Source organism: endosymbiont of Euscepes postfasciatus, assembly GCF_004296535.1.
Lineage (GTDB): Bacteria > Pseudomonadota > Gammaproteobacteria > Enterobacterales > Enterobacteriaceae > Nardonella.
In genome coordinates this window covers 31,267-54,598 of sequence record NZ_AP018159.1, presented here as the reverse complement: position 1 = coordinate 54,598, position 23,332 = coordinate 31,267, and the positions used below count along the sequence as shown (strand labels likewise).

General features: G+C 16.4%; 26 protein-coding genes and 3 tRNA genes. 22 read left to right on the top strand and 7 right to left on the bottom strand.

The genetic code is table 11. From position 1 onward, the window contains the following. Positions 1-97: 97 nt before the first annotated feature. A complete protein-coding gene (gene asd, locus NAREPO1_RS00275) occupies positions 98-916 on the top strand; it encodes an archaetidylserine decarboxylase (RefSeq protein WP_130624025.1) in 819 nt (272 codons plus the stop codon). Positions 917-926: 10 nt separating this feature from the next. On the opposite strand, the gene NAREPO1_RS00270 is transcribed toward asd, so the two are convergent. Then, positions 927-1,445 carry an inorganic diphosphatase gene (locus tag NAREPO1_RS00270; RefSeq protein WP_130624024.1) on the bottom strand — a complete coding sequence of 173 codons (519 nt, stop codon included), beginning with the start codon at positions 1,443-1,445 and terminating at the stop codon, positions 927-929. 57 nt (positions 1,446-1,502) lie between these two features. On the opposite strand from NAREPO1_RS00270, the gene trpS reads away from it, so the two are divergent. The 19 genes from trpS to NAREPO1_RS00180 all read left to right on the top strand — a co-directional run bounded on the left by trpS (position 1,503) and on the right by NAREPO1_RS00180 (position 14,999). After that, positions 1,503-2,474, top strand: a complete 972-nt coding sequence (gene trpS / locus NAREPO1_RS00265) for a tryptophan--tRNA ligase (protein ID WP_130624023.1) — start codon at positions 1,503-1,505, stop codon at positions 2,472-2,474. A gap of 10 nt (positions 2,475-2,484) precedes the next feature. Further along, on the top strand, positions 2,485-2,706 hold the full coding sequence (gene rpmB / locus NAREPO1_RS00260) for a 50S ribosomal protein L28 (RefSeq protein ID WP_130624022.1): 222 nt from the start codon (positions 2,485-2,487) through the stop codon (positions 2,704-2,706). A gap of 10 nt (positions 2,707-2,716) precedes the next feature. Next, positions 2,717-2,875 carry a 50S ribosomal protein L33 gene (gene rpmG, locus NAREPO1_RS00255; RefSeq protein WP_130624021.1) on the top strand — a complete coding sequence of 53 codons (159 nt, stop codon included), beginning with the start codon at positions 2,717-2,719 and terminating at the stop codon, positions 2,873-2,875. Positions 2,876-2,926: 51 nt separating this feature from the next. Continuing rightward, the gene (gene rpmE / locus NAREPO1_RS00250; protein WP_130624020.1) at positions 2,927-3,133 is read left to right on the top strand and encodes a 50S ribosomal protein L31; all 207 of its coding nucleotides are present in this window, start codon (positions 2,927-2,929) and stop codon (positions 3,131-3,133) included. 23 nt (positions 3,134-3,156) lie between these two features. Next, positions 3,157-3,465, top strand: a complete 309-nt coding sequence (gene rplU, locus NAREPO1_RS00245) for a 50S ribosomal protein L21 (protein ID WP_130624019.1) — start codon at positions 3,157-3,159, stop codon at positions 3,463-3,465. A gap of 8 nt (positions 3,466-3,473) precedes the next feature. Further along, entirely contained in the window at positions 3,474-3,746 is a 273-nt protein-coding gene (gene rpmA, locus NAREPO1_RS00240; protein ID WP_130624018.1) for a 50S ribosomal protein L27, read from the top strand. Further along, positions 3,743-4,750 carry a GTPase gene (locus NAREPO1_RS00235; protein ID WP_130624017.1) on the top strand — a complete coding sequence of 336 codons (1,008 nt, stop codon included), beginning with the start codon at positions 3,743-3,745 and terminating at the stop codon, positions 4,748-4,750. The genes rpmA and NAREPO1_RS00235 overlap by 4 nt, the downstream gene beginning before the upstream one ends. Before the next feature lie 29 nt (positions 4,751-4,779). Continuing rightward, complete coding sequence (greA, locus tag NAREPO1_RS00230; protein ID WP_130624016.1) at positions 4,780-5,259, top strand: transcription elongation factor GreA; 480 nt, start codon at positions 4,780-4,782, stop codon at positions 5,257-5,259. 30 nt (positions 5,260-5,289) lie between these two features. Then, on the top strand, positions 5,290-5,880 hold the full coding sequence (locus tag NAREPO1_RS00225) for an SAM-dependent methyltransferase (protein ID WP_130624015.1): 591 nt from the start codon (positions 5,290-5,292) through the stop codon (positions 5,878-5,880). Positions 5,881-5,919: 39 nt separating this feature from the next. Continuing rightward, the gene (gene ftsH, locus NAREPO1_RS00220) at positions 5,920-7,725 is read left to right on the top strand and encodes an ATP-dependent zinc metalloprotease FtsH (RefSeq protein ID WP_130624014.1); all 1,806 of its coding nucleotides are present in this window, start codon (positions 5,920-5,922) and stop codon (positions 7,723-7,725) included. A 48-nt stretch (positions 7,726-7,773) separates the two neighbouring features. Then, on the top strand, positions 7,774-7,986 hold the full coding sequence (locus NAREPO1_RS00215) for a hypothetical protein (RefSeq protein ID WP_130624013.1): 213 nt from the start codon (positions 7,774-7,776) through the stop codon (positions 7,984-7,986). Continuing rightward, positions 7,986-8,069: transfer RNA gene (locus NAREPO1_RS01225), tRNA-Leu, on the top strand. Before NAREPO1_RS00215 ends, NAREPO1_RS01225 begins: the two co-directional genes overlap by 1 nt. A gap of 60 nt (positions 8,070-8,129) precedes the next feature. Beyond that, positions 8,130-8,202, top strand: a tRNA-Met gene (locus NAREPO1_RS00210). A gap of 113 nt (positions 8,203-8,315) precedes the next feature. After that, complete coding sequence (locus NAREPO1_RS00205) at positions 8,316-9,341, top strand: NusA N-terminal domain-containing protein (protein ID WP_130624012.1); 1,026 nt, start codon at positions 8,316-8,318, stop codon at positions 9,339-9,341. A 12-nt stretch (positions 9,342-9,353) separates the two neighbouring features. Continuing rightward, the gene (locus NAREPO1_RS00200; RefSeq protein ID WP_130624011.1) at positions 9,354-10,850 is read left to right on the top strand and encodes a GTP-binding protein; all 1,497 of its coding nucleotides are present in this window, start codon (positions 9,354-9,356) and stop codon (positions 10,848-10,850) included. 22 nt (positions 10,851-10,872) lie between these two features. Then, complete coding sequence (locus NAREPO1_RS00195) at positions 10,873-11,229, top strand: ribosome-binding factor A (protein WP_130624010.1); 357 nt, start codon at positions 10,873-10,875, stop codon at positions 11,227-11,229. A gap of 32 nt (positions 11,230-11,261) precedes the next feature. Next, complete coding sequence (gene rpsO, locus NAREPO1_RS00190; RefSeq protein ID WP_130624009.1) at positions 11,262-11,525, top strand: 30S ribosomal protein S15; 264 nt, start codon at positions 11,262-11,264, stop codon at positions 11,523-11,525. 25 nt (positions 11,526-11,550) lie between these two features. Then, a complete protein-coding gene (locus tag NAREPO1_RS00185; RefSeq protein ID WP_130624008.1) occupies positions 11,551-13,635 on the top strand; it encodes a polyribonucleotide nucleotidyltransferase in 2,085 nt (694 codons plus the stop codon). A gap of 14 nt (positions 13,636-13,649) precedes the next feature. Beyond that, positions 13,650-14,999 (top strand): DEAD/DEAH box helicase, encoded by a 1,350-nt coding sequence (locus tag NAREPO1_RS00180; protein ID WP_130624007.1) that lies wholly within the window; start codon positions 13,650-13,652, stop codon positions 14,997-14,999. Here the strand turns inward: NAREPO1_RS00180 and proS are convergent. From proS to NAREPO1_RS00150, 6 genes are all read right to left on the bottom strand, one after another. Continuing rightward, a complete protein-coding gene (gene proS / locus NAREPO1_RS00175; RefSeq protein WP_130624006.1) occupies positions 14,977-16,665 on the bottom strand; it encodes a proline--tRNA ligase in 1,689 nt (562 codons plus the stop codon). The genes NAREPO1_RS00180 and proS overlap by 23 nt on opposite strands. Positions 16,666-16,670: 5 nt before the next feature. Beyond that, positions 16,671-18,107, bottom strand: a complete 1,437-nt coding sequence (tilS, locus tag NAREPO1_RS00170) for a tRNA lysidine(34) synthetase TilS (RefSeq protein WP_130624005.1) — start codon at positions 18,105-18,107, stop codon at positions 16,671-16,673. A gap of 93 nt (positions 18,108-18,200) precedes the next feature. Next, entirely contained in the window at positions 18,201-18,635 is a 435-nt protein-coding gene (locus tag NAREPO1_RS00165) for a MarR family winged helix-turn-helix transcriptional regulator (protein ID WP_130624004.1), read from the bottom strand. Between the two features lie 108 nt (positions 18,636-18,743). Beyond that, positions 18,744-19,622 (bottom strand): 5'-3' exonuclease, encoded by an 879-nt coding sequence (locus tag NAREPO1_RS00160; RefSeq protein WP_130624003.1) that lies wholly within the window; start codon positions 19,620-19,622, stop codon positions 18,744-18,746. Between the two features lie 5 nt (positions 19,623-19,627). After that, positions 19,628-21,010, bottom strand: a complete 1,383-nt coding sequence (dnaB, locus tag NAREPO1_RS00155; RefSeq protein ID WP_130624002.1) for a replicative DNA helicase — start codon at positions 21,008-21,010, stop codon at positions 19,628-19,630. A gap of 52 nt (positions 21,011-21,062) precedes the next feature. Continuing rightward, positions 21,063-21,135: transfer RNA gene (locus tag NAREPO1_RS00150), tRNA-Phe, on the bottom strand. Between the two features lie 212 nt (positions 21,136-21,347). Here NAREPO1_RS00150 and NAREPO1_RS00145 point away from each other — a divergent pair. After that, positions 21,348-21,638 carry a co-chaperone GroES gene (locus NAREPO1_RS00145; RefSeq protein WP_130624001.1) on the top strand — a complete coding sequence of 97 codons (291 nt, stop codon included), beginning with the start codon at positions 21,348-21,350 and terminating at the stop codon, positions 21,636-21,638. Between the two features lie 43 nt (positions 21,639-21,681). Further along, the gene (gene groL / locus NAREPO1_RS00140; RefSeq protein ID WP_130624000.1) at positions 21,682-23,325 is read left to right on the top strand and encodes a chaperonin GroEL; all 1,644 of its coding nucleotides are present in this window, start codon (positions 21,682-21,684) and stop codon (positions 23,323-23,325) included. The last annotated feature ends 7 nt before the right edge of the window (positions 23,326-23,332 follow it).

Below are 23,332 nucleotides of genomic sequence, written 5' to 3'. Positions count from 1 at the left end.
ATTTTACCTTTTTATAAAAAATATATTAAAATTTTTTATTTTGTATATAATTATTAATATATATTATATATTAATAAATGATAATAATTTAATTTATATGATTTTAGAAAAAATAAAAAAAAAAATTAACAAATTTATTTTTTATATATCTAATAAAAATTTAGGTATTATAAATATACTTTTTATAAAAATTTATATATTAATATTTAAAATAAATATTAATGAATATGAAAAAAATATTAATGAATATAATTCTTTTAATGATTTTTTTTGTAGAAAATTAAAAAATAATAGAATTATAAATAATAATAATAATATAATTATTTCTCCTGTTGATGGATTAATAACTAAAATAGGTAAAATAGATTATAAAAATAATGTTTTTATAAAAGGAAAAAATTATTCTTTATATAATATAGTACAAGATATAAATTGTATTAATTATTTTAATAATGGAAATTATATAATAATATATTTATCTCCTTCTAATTATCATAGAATACATATGATATATAACGGTTTTATAAAAAAAATGATTTATACTACTGGAAATTTAAATACAGTTAATACTAATAGTTATTTAGGATCTTATTCTAAATTATTTCAAAATGAAAGAGTATCTTGTTTATTAAAAACTAATTTTGGATATGTATTAAAAATATTTATTGGATCTATAATTGTTGGAAATATTTATTTAAATTGGCATGGAATAGTTAATAAAAATTATTCTACTGAATCTGGGATTTGGGATTATAATAATAATGGTTTTTTTTTTAAAAAAGGAGATGAAATTGGAAAATTTATGTTAGGATCTAGTATAATGTTAATTTTTCAAAATAACAAAAAAATAAAATTTTATAAAAATATTAAAGAAAATAATAAAATATTGTTTGGAGATATTTTAATTAAAATGTAGAAAAAAAATTTTATTTATTTTTTTTAAATCTTTCTATTGAATTAAATATTTCTTTATAAGATTCTTTTTTGTCTTTAAAACATATTATTTTAGACCATTTATTAGAATCCATTTTTTTATAATATTTAAAAAAAAATTTTATTTTGTTTAAATAATTATTTGAAATATCGTATATATTATTTATATTTTTATAATCTTTTGAAATATTATTACTAGGAACGCATATTATTTTGTTATCAATTCCAGATTCGTCTTCCATTAATAACATTCCTATTGATCTACATAACATTATAGAATTTGGATATATTTTATACTTTGATATTATTACAGAGTCTAAGTAATCATTATCTAAACTAAGTGTATTATTTATATATCCATAATTAAATGGATATGGAATTGGAGCGTTAATAAATCTATCAACATATATATTATTATTTTTTTTATTTATTTCATATTTTACAAAATTTCCTTTTGGTATTTCTATAGTAACATAGAAATCTTTAGTATTATTTATTGATTTTTTGTTCATAAATATTATAATTATTATTATTATTAAATTATTTTATTAATATTATAATATTTTTAAATGGATAAATTAATACTATTTAGTGGAATTCAACCATCTGGAGATTTAACTTTAGGTAATTATATATCTGTATTATCACAATGGATAAATATGCAAGATTCTTTTAAATGTTTTTTTTGTATAGCAGATTTGCATGCATTAACTAATAAAGTATTTGATACTAATAAATTTATATTTAATATAATATCCGTATTAATATCTCTTGATATTAATATTAATGATAATATATTATTTTTACAATCTAGTGTAGCAGAACATCTTAAATTATTTTGGATTTTTTCTTCTATCTTAAAATTTAATAAAATAAAAAAAATATATAAATTTGAAAAGGATAATTTTAATAAAAATGTAAGTTATTATATATATTCTATATTAATGACTTCAGATATATTATTATATAATTCAAACATTGTTCCTATAGGATTAGATCAAATAAAAAATGTATCACTATCTAAGTATATAGCAAATAAATTTAATAATTTATATGGTAATATATTTAACATTCCAAAATTTTCTATAAATAGTAATTATATAATGTCTTTATCAAATCCTAGAAAGAAAATGTCAAAATCTGATAACTATTATAGTTATATATCATTGTTAGATAACAAAGAATCTATTAGAAATAAAATAAATAAATGTATTACTGATTCTAATAATCCTCCTATTATAAAATACGATATAAAAAATAAACCTGGTATTTCAAATTTAATATATATAATACATAAATTAACTAACATTTCTATTTCTGAAATAGAATGTGAATTTAAAAATAAAAATTATTTTGTATTTAAAAAATATGTTGTAGATATAATATTTAAAAAATTATATAATATACAGAAAAAATATTATATTATTAGAGATAACGAATCTTATTTAAAAAAAATTTTAATAAATGGTAATAAAAATGCCAATAAAATTGCTTTGGATAGATTTAATATTATAAATAATTTATTTAAAAAAAATATTTAAAATTTATTTTATGTTTTGTTTAATTACTAAAAAAAAAACTACTATAGGAAATAATAGATCTAATTCTATGAAATCTACAAAAAGAAAATTTTATCCAAATATACATAATAAAAAAGTGTGGATTAGTAGTAAATTGAAATTTATTAAATTAAAATTATCTTCAAAGGCTTTAAGAATATTAGCTAAAAATGGCATAGAAAAAACTTTAAGTAAGTTTAAAATAAAATATTAATTATTAGAAAATGTCAAAGAAAAATAAAAAAATAATAAAATTAATTTCTACACAAAGTAAACATTTTTATATAAAAAAAAAATGTAATAAATCAAAAATTTTAAATTTAAGTTTAAAAAAATTTGATCCTAATATTAGAAAACATATTTTATATATTTTAGAAAAATAGTTATGTTATTTTTAATAATTTATAAAAAATTTTTTAAAAAAATAAAATATTATGAAAAAAAATATTCATCCAAAAAAATTTGATATAGTTGTTACTTGTTCTTGTTCAAATAAATTTAATATTAAATCTACTATATCTAATGATTTTAATATAGATGTTTGTTACAAATGTCATTCATTTTATACTGGTAAAATAAAATTTATAGATAATATAGGAAGAATAGGAAAATTTAATAAAAAATATAAAAATTTATTTTAATTTTAAAAAAAATTGAGGTATATATGTATGTTGTTGTAGATATATTTAGTAAACAATTTTTATTAGAAGAAAATAATATAATTTGTTTAAATAGATTAAATTATCCTATAAATTCTAAAATAGAAATTAATAAAATATTATTAATTAATGATAATAATAATTTAATAATAGGTGATCCATATATAAAAAATAGAAAAGTAATAATTTTAATATTAAATCATTTTAGAAGTGAAAAAATAAAAATAATAAAATTTAAAAGAAGAAAACATCAATTAAAAAAATTTAATTTTAGAAATATTTTTACAAAAATAAAAATATTAAATATAATTTAAAAAAAAATATGGCACATAAAAAAGCTGCTGGATCTACTAAAAATGGTAGAGATTCTGTTGGTAAAAGACTTGGTATTAAAAAATTTGGTCTTCAAATAGTAAAATCGGGTAATATAATTGTTAGACAAAGAGGCACTAAAATTAAACCAGGAGTTAATGTTGGATGTGGAAAAGATTATACATTATATTCATTAGTATATGGTAGAGTGTTATTTAATAAATCAAGAAAAAAAACTTTTGTAAGTGTTATACCTTTATATAAAGATATTAATAAATTATGAAATTTTTAGATAATATAATAATTAATATTAAAGCTGGAAATGGTGGCAATGGATGTTTAAGTTTTTCTAAAAAAAATAAATTTAACAAATCAAAGCCTGATGGAGGAAATGGAGGTGATGGAGGTAATATATATATTTGTTCTAGTGAATTAAAATATTGTCTATTAAATTTTTATAATAAAAAATATATTTATGGTAAAAATGGTTTAAATGGAAGTAGAAATAGTAAATCTGGTAAGAAAGGAGAAGATATAATAATATATGTGCCTATAGGAACTACTTTAATTAATTTTGAAACAAAAGAAGTAATTTATAATTTATATAAAAAAAATATAAAAATTTTAATAGCAAAAGGAGGTAAAAAGGGATTAGGTAATAAAAGTTTTAAATCTTCTATAAAAAGAAGTCCTAAAATATTTACTAAAGGTAAACTTGGTGAATATAAGATAATTCAATTTAAATTAATGTTAATTTCTGATATTGGAATATTTGGATTAATAAATTCTGGAAAATCATCTTTATTTAAAATAATTACAAAAATAAACAATATTAAAATATCTAATTATAAATTTACAACTATATATCCTAGAATAGGTGTTATTAAAAATAATTATAAAAATTTATTATTATTAGATACTCCAGGAATAATATTTGAAAATAAATTTAAAATTACTAAATCTAAATATTTATATCATTTAAATTCGTGTAAATTATTATTACATGTTATAAATATATCTATATTGTATGATAAATATATAAAATTTGATAAATATTTACATAGTATTTTGAAAGAATTTAAAATAAATAATATAAATTTACAAGATAAAGTTATTTGGATTATTTTTAATAAATTAGATTTATATAATTTTGATGATGTAAAATATAAAATAGATAAACTATTTAATATATTTAAATTAAAATTTAATTATTATATAATTTCATCTATTAATTATAATTTAAATATAGATAAACTTATTAAAAATATATACAATTTTTTTAAATAAATAATTTTTTAATTTTTTTTATTATGATTATGAAAAATAATATACCAATGACTGTTTATGGTGAAAAAGTTCTTAAAGAAGAATTAATTTTTTTAAAAAATGTCAAAAGACCTAAAATAATAAAAGAAATATCTGATGCTAGAAAACATGGAGATTTAAAAGAAAATTTTGAATATCAATACGCAAAAGAACAACAATTGTTATGTGAAAATAGAATTAAAGAAATAGAAAATAAATTACTTAATGCTATTGTAATAGATATAAAAAAAATTTCTTTTTGTAATAGAGTTATATTTGGATCTACTATATTAATAGAAAATACAAATGACAATAAAATATATAAATATTGTATAGTAGGAGAAGATGAAGCTGATATAAATAAAAATAAAATATCAATATTTTCTCCTATAGCAAAATCATTTATAGGAAAAAAAATTAATTCTATAGTTAAAATTAATACTCCTAATGGTTTAAAAGAATATAAATTACTAAAAATAGAATATATTTAAAAATTAAAATAGATACATTATATTTATATTATGATAAAAAAAAAATATTTAAATGATTTTTATTATAAAAAATCAAAAAAATTAAATTTAAGGTCTAGATCATGGTTTAAAATATATGAAATTAATAATAAATTTAATTTATTTAAAAAATATATGAATGTTATAGATTTAGGATCTTCACCAGGAGGTTGGTCATTATTTTTATCTAAATATATTAAAGTAAATTCTATATATGCATGTGATATAATTTATATGAAAAGTTTATATAATGTAAATTTTTTTAAAGGAGATTTAAATAATATAAATGATTATAATAATTTTATTAATTTTATTAAACATGATAAAGTTAATGCTGTTATATCAGATATGTTATCTAATACTTCAGGTTTTAAATTAATAGATAATTATAATAATATTAATTTTTTAAATATAGCTTTTAAAATAAGTTTAAAAAAATTATTAAAAGGTGGTTTTTTAATAACTAAATTTTTACAAAATCCAAATATTAATTTATTTATTAAAAAAATTAGTTTATATTTTAATGAAATAAAAATTTTTAAACCAAATTCATCTAAATCTTTTTCTAGAGAATTTTATATTATAGCTAAAAATTTTTTATAAAAGATTTTTTAATTATCAAATTTTTATGAGGTTTTAATTTTGACTGATTTAATAAAAAATTTTATTATATGGTTGTTTATATCATTAATTTTAATGTTTTTATTTCAAAATTTTAATTTTAATTTATATAATAATGAAAAAGTAGATTACTCTACTTTTATGTATGAACTTAATCAAGATCAAATAAAAGAAGTTAATATAAATGGTAGAGAAATTTCTGTAACAAGAAAAGATAGAAATCATTATATAACTTATATACCTATTTATGATTCTAAGTTATTAAATATATTATTAGATAAAAATGTAAAAATAGTAGGAGAACCTACACAAGAAAATAGTATATTTACTACAATATTTATATCTTGGTTTCCTATGATATTACTAATAATAGTATGGATTTTTTTTATAAAACAAATAAATTCAGGAAATAAAAATATATTTTCGTTTGGAAAAAATAAAGCAAAGATATTTTTAGAAAATGAAATAAAAACAACATTCAATGATATTGAAGGTTGTGATGAAGCAAAAGAGGAAGTTAGAGAAATAGTTGAGTTTTTAAAAGAACCATTATTTTTTAAAAAATTAGGAGGAAAAATTCCAAAAGGAATACTAATGATAGGTCCTCCTGGAACAGGTAAAACTTTATTAGCTAGAGCTGTTGCTGGAGAATCTAAAGTTCCTTTTTTTAATATATCTGGATCTGATTTTGTAGAAATGTTTGTTGGAGTTGGAGCTTCTAGAGTTAGAGATATGTTTGATCAAGCTAAAAAAATATCACCATGTATAATATTTATTGATGAGATAGATGCTGTTGGAAGACAAAGAGGATCTGGATTAGGTGGAGGTCATGACGAAAGAGAACAAACTTTAAATCAAATATTAGTAGAAATGGATGGTTTTAATAAAAATGAAAATGTTATTATAATAGCAGCTACAAATAGACCAGATGTTTTAGATAAAGCTTTATTAAGACCTGGTAGATTTGATAGAAGAATTTTTGTTGGTTTACCAGATATATCTGGAAGAGAAAAAATACTTAAAATACATATGAAAAATGTTCCACTAGATTTAGATGTAAATTGTAATACAATTGCTAGATCTACTTCTGGTTTTTCTGGAGCTGATTTAGCAAATTTAGTAAATGAAGCTTCTTTAATAGCGGCTAAAAATAAAAAAAGTATGGTTTCTATGGAAGATTTTGAATTTGCTAAAGATAAATTAATATTAGGTTCTGAAAGAAAATCTATGATAATAAGTGATATTCAAAAAGAGTTTACAGCTTATCATGAGTCTGGACATGTTATAGTAGGAATGATAGTTCCTAATTATGACCCTATACATAAAGTTACTATTATTCCTCATGGACAAGCTTTAGGAATTACTTCTTTTTTACCTAAAGAAGATCTATTGAGTATAGATAAAGAAAAATTAGAAAGTAAAATATCTACATTATATGGTGGAAGATTAGCAGAAGAAATAATATATGGTAAAAATAAAATTTCTACTGGTTCTCAAAATGATATAAAAGTTGCTACAGATATTGCGAGAAATATGGTAATAAAATGGGGATATTCTGATATATTAGGTCCATTATATATTGAAGATAATGATAATAATGATATATTATTTAATAAGAATATGAAAAATAAATTAATATCTGAAGAAACACATAAAATAATAGATAAAGAAATTAAAAAAATTATAGATAAAAATTATAATAGAGCTAAATCAATTTTAATAAATAATATAGATATATTACATAAAATGAAAGAAGCTTTAATAAAACATGAAACATTAAATTCTATTCAGATTAATGATTTAATGAACAGAAAAAAAATAATATAAAAATTAAAAAAAAATATAATATTATAACCTATCAAATAAAATGATTTTATGAATTTGTTATTTAATAATTTAGTAAAAATATTGTCAATATTATTAATATTAATAATATTTTTTCAAAAAATTAATAAAAAAAATGAATTAAATAATGATAAATATATATTAAAAAATAGAAATAAACTATTAAGTAATTTAGATAAAATAATATTATTCATAATAATTTTTTATTTTTTAATAATTTTAATAGTATCTATATTTTATTAACCGAGATGGTGAAAATTGGTAAACACACTATTTTAAGAAGATAGTACCTTTATGGTTTATGGGTTCAAGTCCCATTCTCGGTATATTTTTTTAAATATTGACTTTTTCTTTTTATTAATATATTCTTTAATTATTAAATTTTTAGCGGGATAGAGCAGATGGAAGCTCGTCGGGCTCATAACCCGAAGGACGTTGGTTCGAATCCAACTCCCGCAATGAATAAAATAATCCTTAATAATATTAATCTTTTTTTATTATTAAGGATTTTTTATTTATTTATATTAAAAAAAGCAAAATAAATAAAATTACTAAAAATATTTATAATAATAATGATTAATAAAAAAATATTATCTTTTATAGAATCATTATCAAATGAAAAGTCTATTGATAAAAATACAATATTTAATATATTAGAAATTTCTATAGAAGAATCTATAAAAAAAAAAGAAAAAGATTTTAATATAAAAGTTATTTTTGATAAAAATTCTGGAGATTTTTCTATATTTAAAATATTTAAAATAGTTAATATCGTAAATGATTTTAAAAAAGAAATTTCTATAAAAAATAGTTTTTTAATAAATAAAAATTTGAAATTAAATGATTATTTATATGAAAAATTAGAATTATCTTATTTAAATAACAGAGTAATAAGTGAATTAACTAAACAAAATATAATAAACAAAATAAAAGAAATAGAAAGAAAAAATTTATTAAATAATTTTAAAAAAAATATAGGAAATATTTTAATTGGTAAAATTAAAAAAATATATAAAAAAAAAATAATTTTAGATGTAGGATATGAATTTGATGCAATATTATATTATAATCATATGTTATTTAATGATAATTATTTTATAGATAAAAAAATAAAAATAATAATTTATAATATTAATATAAAAAAATATAATAATGATTTAATTTTTTTAGCAAGTAGATCACATACGAATATGTTATCTAAATTAATTAAAGATAATATATATGAATTCAAAAATAATATATTCAATATAAAATATATATATCGTAATCCTGGAATAAAAAGTAAAATAGTTATTGTTTCTAAATATAATGAAATAAAAACTTATAATATATATAAAAAAATAGAGAATAAAATTAATAAAATATCAAATGAATTAAATGGAGAATTAATAGATATTATTTTATGGAGTTATAATATTAAAAAATTTATAAAAAACGTTTTTTTCCCTATAAAAATTGTAAGATTTAAGATTTACGAAAATAATATTTTTATATATATAAAAAAGAAAAATTTATCAAAAATTTTAGAAAAAAAAAATATTAATCTAAAATTAATATACAAATTATTTAATAAAAATATAAATATTAATACATTATAAAAAAATAATTTTATGAAATTAAGACCTCCTATAATAACTATTATAGGTCATATAGATCACGGTAAGACTTCAATAATTGATTATTTGAATAAAACAAATATAATAAAAAATGAAAAAGGTAATATAACTCAAAATATATTAGCATATAAAATAAATATTAATGGTGAGTCTTTTGTCTTTATTGATACTCCTGGACATAATTATTTTATTGAAATGAGAGAAAAAAGTATAAATATTACTGACATTATTATTTTAGTAATTTCTTCTAATGAAGGAATAAAAAAACAAACAATAGAATCTATAAATTATATTAAAAATTTTAATATACCAACAATAATTGTTATTACAAAAGTAGATATAGGATTTAATAATATAAATAAAATAAAAAATGATCTTACAAAATATAATATAATTGATAAAAATATTGGAGGAATGTATGATTTTGTATATATATCTATTAAAAATAATTATGGTATAAAAGATTTTTTAAATTTAATAATAAAATATAAAAATAATATAATAAATAAATTAACTTTTAATGATAAAAAATTAGATGCATATATAATTGAATTATTTAATAATAAAAATGGTACCGTATTATATGTAATAACTAAAAATGGATATATAAAAACTGGTGATATATTATTATTTGATAATAATTATTCTAAAATAAAATATATAAAAAATGAATATTTTATTAAAACAGATAAAACTTTTCCTTCATTACCATATTATTTATATGGATTTTCTAATATTTCAAATGTGTATGATAACAACTTAATTTATATTAAAGATATTAAAGAAGCAAAAAAAAAAATATTAAATTATAATAAAAATAATTCAATTTATATTAATGATAATAAAAATAATACATTATTAAATAATGATAATTTAGATTTTAAAAAAAATAATTTAATTAAATTAAATTATATAATAAAATGTAATAATTATGGGTCTTATAAGGCTATAAAATTATTTACTGATTCATTAATAAATAATTATAAAAATATAATAAATACTATTAATATAAGTATAGGAAATATAAATAAAAATGATATTATGTTATCTTTATATTCTAAATTTAAAATATTAGGATTTAATATTAATTTAAATAATAAAGAATTAAATGTAATAAAAAAAAAAAATATTTTTTTCAAGAATTATTTTATAATTTATGATTTATTAGATTATATAAATAATGAAGTAAATAATATTTTGATTCAAATTTCAAAAATAAATTATTCTAAAGGTTTAGCAGAAGTTGTTGATGTATTTTTAATATCTAAAAATAATACAATATTAGGATGTAAAATTTTAGATGGTAAAATAAAAGTTAATAGTTTAGTAAGAATAAAAAGAAAAAATGTTATTTTATATGATAAAATTATTATAAATTCTATAAGAATATATAAAAAGAATGTAATAGAAGTATTAAAAAATACAGAATGCGGTATTTGTATAAAAAAAAAAATTAATATTAATAAAAAAGATATTATAGAATCAAATTAATAAAGTAATAAAATAATAAAAAATGTATAATAATTATAATATAAGAATAAATAAATTAGAAAATAAAATAAAAAGAAAAATTATATTAATAATTGAAAAATATATTAATGATAGTAGATTTAAAAAAATTAATATAATCAGAACAAAATTAAATATTAATAATTTAGAAATAAAAATATTCTTTGTATTATTAAGTAATATTAATATAGAATATATTATAAATATATTAAATAATTCATCTAATTTTATTAGAAAAAAATTATTTAAAATATTAAATATTAAATTTATTCCTAAATTAGTTTTTTTATATGATTATAAATTTTATGAATCTGTTAAAATAATTAATTTAATAAATAGTTTAAAATATAAAAATTATTAAAATTAAATTTTTAATATTTTATTAAAAAGTTTATGTTAAAAAAAAAATATATTAATTTAGATAACTTGAAAATTATAAATAATAAAAATTGTGGACTAGTTGAAACACAATTAATAAATTTAACAAATAAAATTAAAAAGATACATTTACATTGTATTAAAAATAAAAAAGATTTTCATAGTAATAGAGGATTAATATTTAAAATATCTAAAAGAAGGAAATTACTCAAATATTTAAAAAAAAATAGTTTAATAAGATATAATAATATTTTATCTTTTTTAGATTTAAAAAAATAGTTTAATTAAAATTGGTAAATAAGATTTGTTTAATTCACAAAGTGTTAAAATTAATTATGGAAATAATATATTAATTATTCAAAGTGATGTAATTGCTAAAAAATCTAATTCTTCTATATTATTAAAAATAAATAATACAGTAATATTAATAACTGTTGTAATAGGTAATAAAGTATATAATGATTATTTTTTTCCATTAACAATCAATTATTATGAAAAATTATATTCTTCTGGTAAATTTCCTGGAGGATTTTTAAAAAGAGAAATTAGACAAACAGAAAATGAAATTATAATATCTAGACTTATAGATAGATCTATTAGATCTTTATTTAATAAGGATTATTTATATGAAACTGATGTAACTGTTACTTTATTATCACATGACAATAATATAATGCCTGATGTAATATCAATTATTGGAGTTTCTATTGCAATTAAAAAGATATTGAATGAATCATTTAATGGTCCTATATTTGCTTGTAGAATAGGTTATATAAACAATAATTTTATATTTAATCCATCATATTTAGATTTACAAAATAGTGAATTAGATATTATATTTTCATCAACTATGGATTCTATAATTATGATTGAATCATCATCTAAACTTTTAAATAAAGATATAATATTAAATTCAATTAATTATGGATTAGAATATAAAAATATTTTTTTAAATAATTTAAAAAAAATATTTTTTAATACAGATTATATATATATAAATATTAATTTTAATCCTGTTTATCAAATTATGAAATTTATATTTTATAAAGAATTATTTTATTTATATAAAAATATAAAAGATAAAAATATTTTTGATGAAAATATGAATAAAATAAAAAGTAGAGTTATATATTATATTAATAAATTATCTGCATTAAATATAAATGTAATATTATTTAATTTTGAAAATTTAAAAAAAGATATTTTTAGAAGCATAATATTAAAATTTAAAAAAAGAATTGATGAAAGGAATTTTGATGACATAAGAAATATTAATTCTAATATATCTATATTACCATCAGTACATGGATCTTCATTATTTACTAGAGGTGAAACTCAAGCGTTAGTTTCTGTTACTTTAGGAAATGAAAAAGATTCTCAAATAATTGAAACAGTATATGATAATAAAAATTATTATGATAAATTTATTTTTCATTATAATTTTCCTTCTTATTGTGTTGGAGAAACAGGATTTCATACTTTTCCAAGAAGAAGAGAAATAGGACATGGTAAACTTGCTAAAAAAAGTATATTACCTATAATTCCAAATGAAATTGATTTTCCATATACAATAAGAGTTGTGTCAGAAATAATAGAGTCAAATGGATCTTCGTCTATGGCGTCAGTATGTGGAGCGTCATTAGCTTTAATGGATGCTGGAGTTCCTATCAAATCTATCATAGCTGGAATTGCCATGGGAATTATAATAAATAAAGAAGAAAATATTATTTTAACTGATATATCAGGTATAGAAGATTCTTATGGTGATATTGATTTTAAAGTATCTGGTAATGGTAATGAAATAACAGCAATTCAAATGGATATAAAAACTAATAATATTATAAATATATCAATAATAAATTTATTGCTTATAGATGCTAATAAAGCTATAAAAAAAATTATAAGTCATATAAAATCTATAATTCCTATTTATAAAAATAATTTATCTGATTTAGTTCCTAAAATTAAAATTATAAAAATTGATCAAAATAAAATATCTAATATTATAGGTAAAAATGGAAATGTTATAAAAGATATAATTAATAAAACTAATACTAATATAGATATAAATGATAATGGAACTATAAAAATAAGTTCTAATAATTTAAATGATATAAATAATGCTATTATATATATAAAAGATATTGTATCTGATATTATAAAAAATAATATTTATCATGGAATAATATTAAATATAATTTCAATTGGAATATTAGTATCTATTAAGAATAATAAAAAAGGAATTATAAAAAAAACTTATTTAAATAAAGTTTATAATAATATAAATTATAGTAATAAATTTTTTATTGGACAAAAAATCTTTGTTAAAGTAGAAAATGTAGATTATAAAACTGGTAAAATTTATTTAAATTTAAATAAAAAAATATAATATAAAATTTGATAATGAAAAATATTGATAATTTTTTAGATTTAGGATTAAAAAATGATTTTAGTAAAATTTTTAATAAAATAAATTATAAAAAACCATTTTTAATACAAAAATTATGTATACCATATATATTAGATAATTTTGATATTTTAAGTATAGCTAATACTGGTAGTGGAAAAACAGCTGCATTTGTAATTCCTATAATAGATAAAATAAATAAAAATATTAATTATATACAAGTTTTAATATTATCACCTACAAGAGAAATAGTTATACAAACAAAACATGTTATAGATACTTTTTCTAAATATTTAAAATGGATAAATTCTTTATCTATATATGGTGGTAAAAATTTTATAATGCAAAAAAATGACTTAAAAAAAATACAACATATTATAATTTCTACTCCAGGAAGATTAATAGACCATATAAATAAAAAAAATATTGATTTATCAAAAGTTTCTATTTTAGTAATAGACGAATTTGATGAAATGTTTAAAATGGGATTTATAGAAGATATTAAAAAAATTAATTCATATATTCCTAAAAATAGACAAACATTATTATTTTCAGCAACATTAAAAAATGAAATTAAATTAAAAGTGAAATCGTTTGTTAATTTAAATAAATTTAAAGAAATAATTATTAATGATAAAAATAATTTATCTATAACTCAATATTATTATATAATAAACTCTTTAAAAAATAAAAAAGACATATTAGTAAATTTTATAAATAATATAAATTATAAAACTATAATAGTTTTTGTTAATAAAAAAATAGATACAATAAATTTATATAATTTTTTAAAACAATTTTATAATTGTTATTATATAAGTAGTGATGTTAGTCAATTTAAAAGAGAAAAAATAATTAAAATATTTATATTACAAAAATATAATAATTGTATATTAATAGCAACTGATATTATCTCAAGAGGATTAGATATTAAAAATGTAGATTGGATAATAAATTTTGATTTTCCAAATAATAAAGATATATATATACATAGAATAGGAAGAACTGGAAGAGCTAATAATTTTGGAAAATCTTTATCATTAATATATTATAAAAATGATATTAAAATATTAAATGAATTAAAAAAAGACAATTTAAAATTAATTAATTTTAAATTAGATAACATTATTAATAATAATATAGAAAATAAAATTAATAATATATATAAGTATATAATTAAAAAATATTTATGTAATAATTTAAATGATAATAATTTTATCATTAAAAATGATAATCTAAAAAAATTATTTTCATTAATAAATATAGAAAATTATGAAAAATTATCATTAATTTTATTAGATATAATAATTGATAAAAAAATATTTACATATGAGAATGTTTCTTAATAAATTTTAATATGATATTAAAATCTAATTGTAATATTTTTTTATTATTTTTATAAATTATTTCTATTAAATTTAATTTAATATATTTTTCACTTATTATTATTATTGTTGAAGTTCCTAATAAATAATGATCTTTAAACGATTTTCCAAAACTTATATTTCTGTTTTCTAAAATTATATTATTAATATATTTTTTGTTTAAAAATATATATAATTTATTAGATATATCATATACAAATTTATTTTTATAATAATTAATTGGAATTATTGAAATTTTAAATGGAGATAATATATATGGTAATTTAATATCATTTATATTTAAATTTTTTTCTATTGTTAAAAATAATAATCTAGATATGCCTATTCCATAAGATCCCATAAATATATTTTTTTTATTACCATTATTAGTTTTAATAATATTATTATTTAATTTGAAAATATGAGCTATTTCTATACTTTTTTTTATAATCAATTTTTTTTTTAATGAATTATTATTTGATATGTCAGATACTTCTTTTATTTTTATAAATTTATTATTCCAATTTAATCCATGTATTAATATTTTATTTATATTTATAGATGTTATAAAATCACTTAATATAGCAACATTATAATCTATTATAATAGGTATATTTTTTAAATTTAACATTCCTATTATTTCTACATTACCTTTAAAAATTTTCACTATATCATCTTTTGATGCTAATTTTATTGGAAATCTTATATATGATGAAATATTCTCTTTAATTTTATTTATAGATAATGAATCTTTAAATTTTATTGCTAATGCTATAAATTTTGATTTTATTAAATTTGTATTTGCATAAAATATAAAAACTTTTATAAATTTTTCTAAACATATTTTATTTAAAATATAATTATAAGATTTATAATTATATGATATATATTTTATATTTTCTTTAGGGGTTAATATATAATGTTTATATATTTTTTTTGAATTTTTAAATATTTCAGCTTTATTTGTTTTTTTACATATTATTATTTTATTATCTCCATATTCAGATATAGAATGAAACTCATGAGATAAATTTTCTTTTATTATTCCATTATTATTTTTAGTTTTAATAGCAAAAGTTTTTATATTAAATTTATTAAATATTTTTTTATAAGTATTTTTAAATATATTATATGTATTATTTAAACATTTGTATGAATTATGAAAAGAATATGCATCTTTCATTATAAATTCTTTTGTTCTTAATATTCCTTTATTAATTCTTATTTCATTTCTAAATTTACTTTGTATTTGAAATATTTTTAATGGTAAATTAATATTATTAATTTCTTTTTTAATTAAATATAGAATTATTTCTTCATTTGTAGGACTTAAAATAAATTTTTTGTTGTTTACTTTTTTTGTTATAATTAATTCAGACTTATAAATTTTATATTTTTTATTATTTTTCCATATTTCTTCAGATTGTAATATAGGAATTAACATTTCTAAACATTTTATTTTATTCATTTCAAATTTTATATAATTGAATATTTTGTCTAAAATAGCTTTTCCCGTTGGTAACCATGAATATATTCCAGAACTTAATTGTCTAATTATACCTAGTTTTACCATTAAATTATGAATTTCATTATATTTACTATTTTTATAATTTTTTAATGTTAAAAATAAATATTCTTTTGATTTCATTATTTTTATATAATATTGTATAAATATTTTTTTATTGGAGAATTAAACCATTTTATATATATAAAGTCATTATTTTTATTGTTAATGTTATTAATAACAAATAAATTTAATATAGAAATTAATTTTTCATTATAAAATAATAATGGTATTTGTTTTCTTATTAAATAAGGTATTTTATATTTATTAAAAATATCTTTTATTTTTATTTTATTTTTATGAAAAAAAACTTTTTCTTTAAAAGAAATTGTAAAAAATTGTATTGTTATTTTTTCATAAAAAAAGTTTTTATTTACTTTTGTGTATATATAATTTTTATTTTTTTCATTTATATTTTTATTGAAAATGATATGTCCCATATTTTCTGGTAAATATAATATATTATTTTCTTTATATAATAAAATATATCTTTTATTAATTCTTGGTTTTTTTATTAAATGAAAAAAATTATTATATTTAATTATAAAATTATTATTATTTATTTGTAATGATGTTATTTTTTTATTATTTATATTATCATCATATAATATTTTTTTATAAATAATATTTGATTTTTTTATATTAATATAAATATTATATATTTTGGATAACCAATCTTTTATTAAATAAAAAAAATGAATTTCATTATAAATATTTTTTTTTATAATTTTTATATCTAATATTTTTTTATCATTATTTAATATTTTTTTTAAATTTTTTTTTATTAAAAAATATAATAATAAATATTGATTATTAATAATAATCATACTTTTATATATAGAATCTATAAATTTAGGATATATATTTTCTATATTAGATATTAATTTGTGTCTTATAAAATTTCTTTTAATATTTATATCTTTATTTGTAATATCATATATATATTGTATATTATTCTTTTTTATATATTCAAAAAGTTCTATTTTTTTAAATTTTAATAAAGGTCTTATTATTTTAATATTAAATATTTTATTATAAGATTTTATTCCAGATAATCCATTTAGTCCACTTATTCTATCTAAAAACAAAAATAAAGTTTCTATTTGATCATTTTTATGATGTGCTGTTACTAATATGTCATTTTTTTTATTAATATTTTTTTTTATTATATTTAATCTAGATATTCTATACGAATATTCATATCCAAATTTTTTTATTAATTCTTTATTTATATTTATATTTAGTATTTTTATTTTTAAATTTAATTTTTTACAAAAATTTAAACAATGATTACTATATAATATAGAGTTATTATTTATATTATGATTTATATGTAAAACTTTTATATTTATAGGACATATATTTTTTATTTTATTAAAAATATAAATTAAAACCGTAGAATCTAATCCCCCACTAAATAAAACAACAAAATTTATTAAATTAAATTTTTTAATATAAAATTTAATTTTGTTAAAAACTTCATTTTCTATTTTATTTAAAAAATAATTATAACTAATTTTTTTCATTTGTTTTTTTTATAAAGTCACTTTTATTTATTTTTTTTTCTTTTAGTATAAGATCTATAACTAATTCATATTTATTCATTTTTTTAAAAAAAATTAATTAGATATTTTATTTTTATTTTCTATAGATTCACATATTTCATAAAAATTTTCTATTTGCATTTTTGTTAAAGATGAAAATGATTTATTCAATATAATCTTATGTTTTATTTCAGCTAATTTTAATTTTTTTAATCCTTTTTCAGTTATATAAACATATTTTATTCTTCTATCTTGTTTACTTTGCTTTCTATATAATAAATTTTCTTTTTCAAGTGAATCTAATACCGTAACTATTGTTCTTGAAGAAAATTCCATATAATTTTTTATATCTGTAGCACTAGTTTTTTTAGAATTTATAAATCTTAGTATTTTCATTTTTGATATAGATAATCCATCATTTATTAAATTTTTATTTATTTCTTTTTTTAATTTATTATATATATTAAATAATATTTCTACTATTGAATAAACATCTATTACTTTATTCATTTTAAATACCTTTTAAATTAATATTTTTTAATTTATATTATATAAATATTTATATAATATATTATAAATAATTATATTATATAATAATAAATTATAAATATATTTAATTTAATATAAATCTAGTATTTCGTATTTTTTTAATAATTTATTTAAATTTAATATATTTTTATTTTTTATAATAAAATCATTTATTTTGTATCCTATAAATATATCAGTTTTTATTTTTATTAAATTATAAAATAACATCAATTTTTTTTTATTTTTACATAAATTTTTTATTATTTTTTTTGGATTTTTTAAATTTTTTATATTATAAATTTCATTTATATTTTTATATATATTATAAATATTTTTATATTTTTGTATTAAAATACTAGCAGTTTTTGGTCCTATTCCATATATTCCTGGTATATTATCAGAACTATCACCTACTAATGAAAAATAATCTATTATATTGTAATAATTAACATTATATTTTAAATATATATCATTAGGATTAAAAATTTTGTTAGATAATATATCAAAAATATGTACTTTTTTAGACATTAATTGAATCATATCTTTATCTATAGTAATTATATAAACATTAAATCCATTTCTTTTACATTGTTTAGATAGAGTTCCTATTATATCATCAGATTCTACTGAAGGTATTGATATAGTTAATATTCCCATATTATTAATTATTTCATTTACTATAGGTATTTGATTTATTAAATCTTTTGGACAACTTGATCTATTTTTTTTATATTCATTATATGAAATTTTTCTAAAATTTTTACAAGGATAATCATATATTATTAATAAATATTTTGGATTATAATTATTTATTATTTTATTTATTATATATATCATTCCTTGTATTACACTTATTAAAATATTTTTTGAATTAAATAGATTTAAAAATTTATAATATGATCTATATAAATATAAAGTTCCATCCATTAAAAATATATTTTTGTTTCTATCGTTATTAATTTTAATCATTTTATTTAATTTTTTAAATTATCAAATCTTGAAAATTTATTATTAAATATTAATTTTATTAATCCTATAGGTCCGTTTCTATGTTTACTTATTATAATTTCTGTAATTCCTCCTCCTTTTTTATTATCATTTTCTTTATAAATTTCTTCTCTATATAAAAACATTATTAAATCTGCATCTTGTTCTATAGAACCTGATTCTCTTAAATCTGAATTAATAGGTCTTTTATTTGATCTTTGTTCTAAACTTCTATTTAATTGAGATATTGTTATTATAGGTATATTTAATTCTTTTGCTAAAGATTTTAAAAATCTAGATATTTCTGTTATTTCTAAAGTTCTATTATGGTACATAAATGGAGTTTTTATTAATTGAAGATAATCTATTACTATTAAATTTATTCCATTATTTTCTCTAAATATTTTTTTAGATTTAGATCTTATTTCTGTAGTTGTTAATGATGATGAATCATCAATATATATATTTTTTTTTTTATTTAAAATATTTGCTATATCAAATATTTTTTTCCATTCTATTTTAGTAAGATTTCCAGTTCTTATATTTATATGATCAATTTTTGTTAATGATGATAATATTTTAGTCATTATTTGTTCACTAGACATTTCTAAACTAAATATTAATACTGGTTTATTATCATTTAATAATGAGTATTCGCATAAATTAATTGCAAAAGTTGTTTTACCCATTGATGGTCTTGCTGCTATTATTATTAAATCAGATTTTTGAAATCCTAATGTTTTTTTATCTAATTCTAAATATCCTGTTTTTATTCCTATTATTTTATTATTATTAGGATTATTGTATAATTTTTTTATATTATTTATTGTTTTATTTAAAATATTTTCTATTTTTTGAGGATTATTGTCATTATTTGTTAATTTATTAGATATTTGAGAAATTTTTAATTCTATTAAATTTAATAATTCATTATTTTTTAAATAATTTGGTTTATAACATAGTTTAGATATATTATTAAATATATTTAATATTTTTCTTAGTATTGATTTTTCTTTTATTATTTCGCAATATGTTATTATATTTAATACATTTGAAGTATTTTTAGATAATTCTGCTAAATATGAAAAACCTCCTATTAATTTTAATATTTTTTTTCTTTCTAATGATTCTGATAATGTTATTAAATCTACCGGTTTTTTTTGGTTAAATAAATTATTTATTTCGTTAAAAATTATTTTATGTTGAGGAATAAAAAAATCTTCTTTGTTTATTTTACTTATTACTTGATCTATTTTATTATTTGATATAATTAATCCTCCTATAACAGATTGTTCAGCTTCTATAGAATTTGGTAACTTTTTTATTTCTGTGTTATTTTTAAAATATTTATAACTATTTAACTTTATCATTAATATATTTTAAATTTTTTATTTTTTTTTGTTTAATTAATTTTATTTTTATTGCCCAGAGATGGAATTGAACCATCGACACATGGATCTTCAGTCCATTGCTCTACCTACTGAGCTATCTGGGCTTTATAAAAAAATAAATATATTATTTATTACATTTTAAATATTTTTTTTAAAAATTTAGTATAATAAAATTATATTAAATATAATTATTTATTACAACAATATTTATTATTGTATTATTTAATATTATTTAATATAATTTCTTTAAAATTATTTTATTTTTTATTAAATAAATTTTTTTAAAAAAAATATTTTATAATAAATTTAAAATTATATGAAAATTAAACCATTATATGATAAAGTTGTTTTAAAAAGAGAAGAGTTAGAAACAAAATCTTCTGGTGGAATAGTTTTAACAGAATCTTCTATTGGAAAATCTACTAGAGGAAAAGTTATATCAGTTGGTAATGGAAGAGTTTTAGATAATGGTAAAGTTATGCCATTAAGTGTTAAAATAAATGATGTAGTTATTTTTAATGACGGTTATGGAGTTAAATCTGAAAAAATTAATGGTGAAGAATTATTAATTTTATCAGAAAGTGATATACTAGCAATAATTGAATAAATAACATTTTATAAAATATTTATTAAAAATTGAGGTATTTTATATGACAGCAAAAGAAGTTAAATTTGGTAATGAAGCAAGAACAAAAATGTTACGTGGAGTTAATATATTAGCTGATGCTGTTCGTGTTACTTTAGGACCTAAAGGTAGAAATGTTGTTTTAGACAAATCTTTTGGATCACCTATTATAACAAAAGATGGCGTATCAGTAGCTAGAGAAATTGAATTGGAAGATAAATTTGAAAATATGGGAGCTCAAATGGTAAAAGAAGTTGCATCTAAAGCAAATGATGCTGCTGGAGACGGCACAACAACAGCTACTTTATTAGCACAATCAATAGTAAATGAAGGACTAAAAGCTGTTGCTTCTGGAATGAATCCTATGGATATAAAAAGAGGTATAGATAAAGCTGTATTAGCAGCTGTAAATGAATTAAGAAAATTTTCAGTTTCATGTTCTGATTCTAAATCAATAGCTCAAGTTGGTACTATATCAGCAAATTCTGATGAAAATGTTGGTAAATTAATTTCTGAAGCAATGGAAAGAGTTGGTAAAGAAGGCGTAATTACTGTTGAAGAAGGTTCTGGTTTAGAAGATGAATTAGATGTTGTTGAAGGTATGCAATTTGATAGAGGATATTTATCTCCATATTTTGTTAATAAGCCAGAAACTAATTTAGTAGAATTAGATAATCCATATGTATTATTAGTTGATAAAAAAATATCTAATATTAGAGAATTATTACCTATATTGGAAAATATTGCTAAATCAAATAAACCTTTATTAATTATAGCTGAAGATATAGAAGGAGAAGCTTTAGCAACATTAGTTGTTAATACAATGAGAGGCATAGTAAGAGCAGTTGCTGTTAAAGCTCCTGGATTTGGTGACAGAAGAAAAGCTATGTTAGAAGATATAGCTATATTAACTAATGGTACTGTAATTTCTGATGAAATTGGGTTAAATTTAGAAAAAGTTAAATTAAATGATATGGGACAATCTAAAAAAGTAATTGTTAATAAAGATACAACTACTATAATAGATGGAATTGGAAGTAAATTATCAATAAACAATAGAATATTACAGATAAATAGACAAAAAGAAGAAGCTACTTCAGATTATGATAAAGAAAAATTACAAGAACGTATAGCAAAATTATCTGGAGGTGTTGCTGTTATAAAAGTTGGAGCTGCTACAGAAGTTGAAATGAAAGAAAAAAAATCTAGAGTTGAAGATGCTTTAAATGCTACAAAAGCGGCTGTAGAGGAAGGTGTTGTTGCTGGAGGAGGTGTTGCTTTAATAAGAGCGGCTAATAATATATCTAATATTATTGGTGATAATGAAGATCAAAATGTTGGTATAAAAGTTGCAATAAAAGCTATGGAAGCTCCTTTACGTCAAATAGTATCTAATGCTGGTGAAGAACCTTCAGTAATAGCTAATAAAATTAAATTAGGATCAGGAAATTTAGGATATAATGCTTCTACAGAAGAATATGGAGATATGATTTCTATGGGAATATTAGATCCTACAAAAGTGACTAGATCAGCTTTACAATACGCTTCATCTGTTGCTGGTTTAATGATTACAACAGAATGCATGATAACAGATATAGTTAAAGATGATAAATCACAAGAAATAGGTAATAATACTAATAGTATTAATAATATGGGAGGCATGATGTAAAAAATAA

Coding starts and splice junctions, on each gene's coding strand:
- asd (WP_130624025.1), top strand. CDS start 98: ATGATTTTAGAAAAAATAAAAAAAAAAATTAACAAATTTATTTTTTAT.
- NAREPO1_RS00270 (WP_130624024.1), bottom strand. CDS start 1,445: ATGAACAAAAAATCAATAAATAATACTAAAGATTTCTATGTTACTATA.
- trpS (WP_130624023.1), top strand. CDS start 1,503: ATGGATAAATTAATACTATTTAGTGGAATTCAACCATCTGGAGATTTA.
- rpmB (WP_130624022.1), top strand. CDS start 2,485: ATGTTTTGTTTAATTACTAAAAAAAAAACTACTATAGGAAATAATAGA.
- rpmG (WP_130624021.1), top strand. CDS start 2,717: ATGTCAAAGAAAAATAAAAAAATAATAAAATTAATTTCTACACAAAGT.
- rpmE (WP_130624020.1), top strand. CDS start 2,927: ATGAAAAAAAATATTCATCCAAAAAAATTTGATATAGTTGTTACTTGT.
- rplU (WP_130624019.1), top strand. CDS start 3,157: ATGTATGTTGTTGTAGATATATTTAGTAAACAATTTTTATTAGAAGAA.
- rpmA (WP_130624018.1), top strand. CDS start 3,474: ATGGCACATAAAAAAGCTGCTGGATCTACTAAAAATGGTAGAGATTCT.
- NAREPO1_RS00235 (WP_130624017.1), top strand. CDS start 3,743: ATGAAATTTTTAGATAATATAATAATTAATATTAAAGCTGGAAATGGT.
- greA (WP_130624016.1), top strand. CDS start 4,780: ATGAAAAATAATATACCAATGACTGTTTATGGTGAAAAAGTTCTTAAA.
- NAREPO1_RS00225 (WP_130624015.1), top strand. CDS start 5,290: ATGATAAAAAAAAAATATTTAAATGATTTTTATTATAAAAAATCAAAA.
- NAREPO1_RS00215 (WP_130624013.1), top strand. CDS start 7,774: ATGAATTTGTTATTTAATAATTTAGTAAAAATATTGTCAATATTATTA.
- NAREPO1_RS00205 (WP_130624012.1), top strand. CDS start 8,316: ATGATTAATAAAAAAATATTATCTTTTATAGAATCATTATCAAATGAA.
- NAREPO1_RS00200 (WP_130624011.1), top strand. CDS start 9,354: ATGAAATTAAGACCTCCTATAATAACTATTATAGGTCATATAGATCAC.
- NAREPO1_RS00195 (WP_130624010.1), top strand. CDS start 10,873: ATGTATAATAATTATAATATAAGAATAAATAAATTAGAAAATAAAATA.
- rpsO (WP_130624009.1), top strand. CDS start 11,262: ATGTTAAAAAAAAAATATATTAATTTAGATAACTTGAAAATTATAAAT.
- NAREPO1_RS00180 (WP_130624007.1), top strand. CDS start 13,650: ATGAAAAATATTGATAATTTTTTAGATTTAGGATTAAAAAATGATTTT.
- proS (WP_130624006.1), bottom strand. CDS start 16,665: ATGAAATCAAAAGAATATTTATTTTTAACATTAAAAAATTATAAAAAT.
- tilS (WP_130624005.1), bottom strand. CDS start 18,107: ATGAAAAAAATTAGTTATAATTATTTTTTAAATAAAATAGAAAATGAA.
- NAREPO1_RS00165 (WP_130624004.1), bottom strand. CDS start 18,635: ATGAATAAAGTAATAGATGTTTATTCAATAGTAGAAATATTATTTAAT.
- NAREPO1_RS00160 (WP_130624003.1), bottom strand. CDS start 19,622: ATGATTAAAATTAATAACGATAGAAACAAAAATATATTTTTAATGGAT.
- dnaB (WP_130624002.1), bottom strand. CDS start 21,010: ATGATAAAGTTAAATAGTTATAAATATTTTAAAAATAACACAGAAATA.
- NAREPO1_RS00145 (WP_130624001.1), top strand. CDS start 21,348: ATGAAAATTAAACCATTATATGATAAAGTTGTTTTAAAAAGAGAAGAG.
- groL (WP_130624000.1), top strand. CDS start 21,682: ATGACAGCAAAAGAAGTTAAATTTGGTAATGAAGCAAGAACAAAAATG.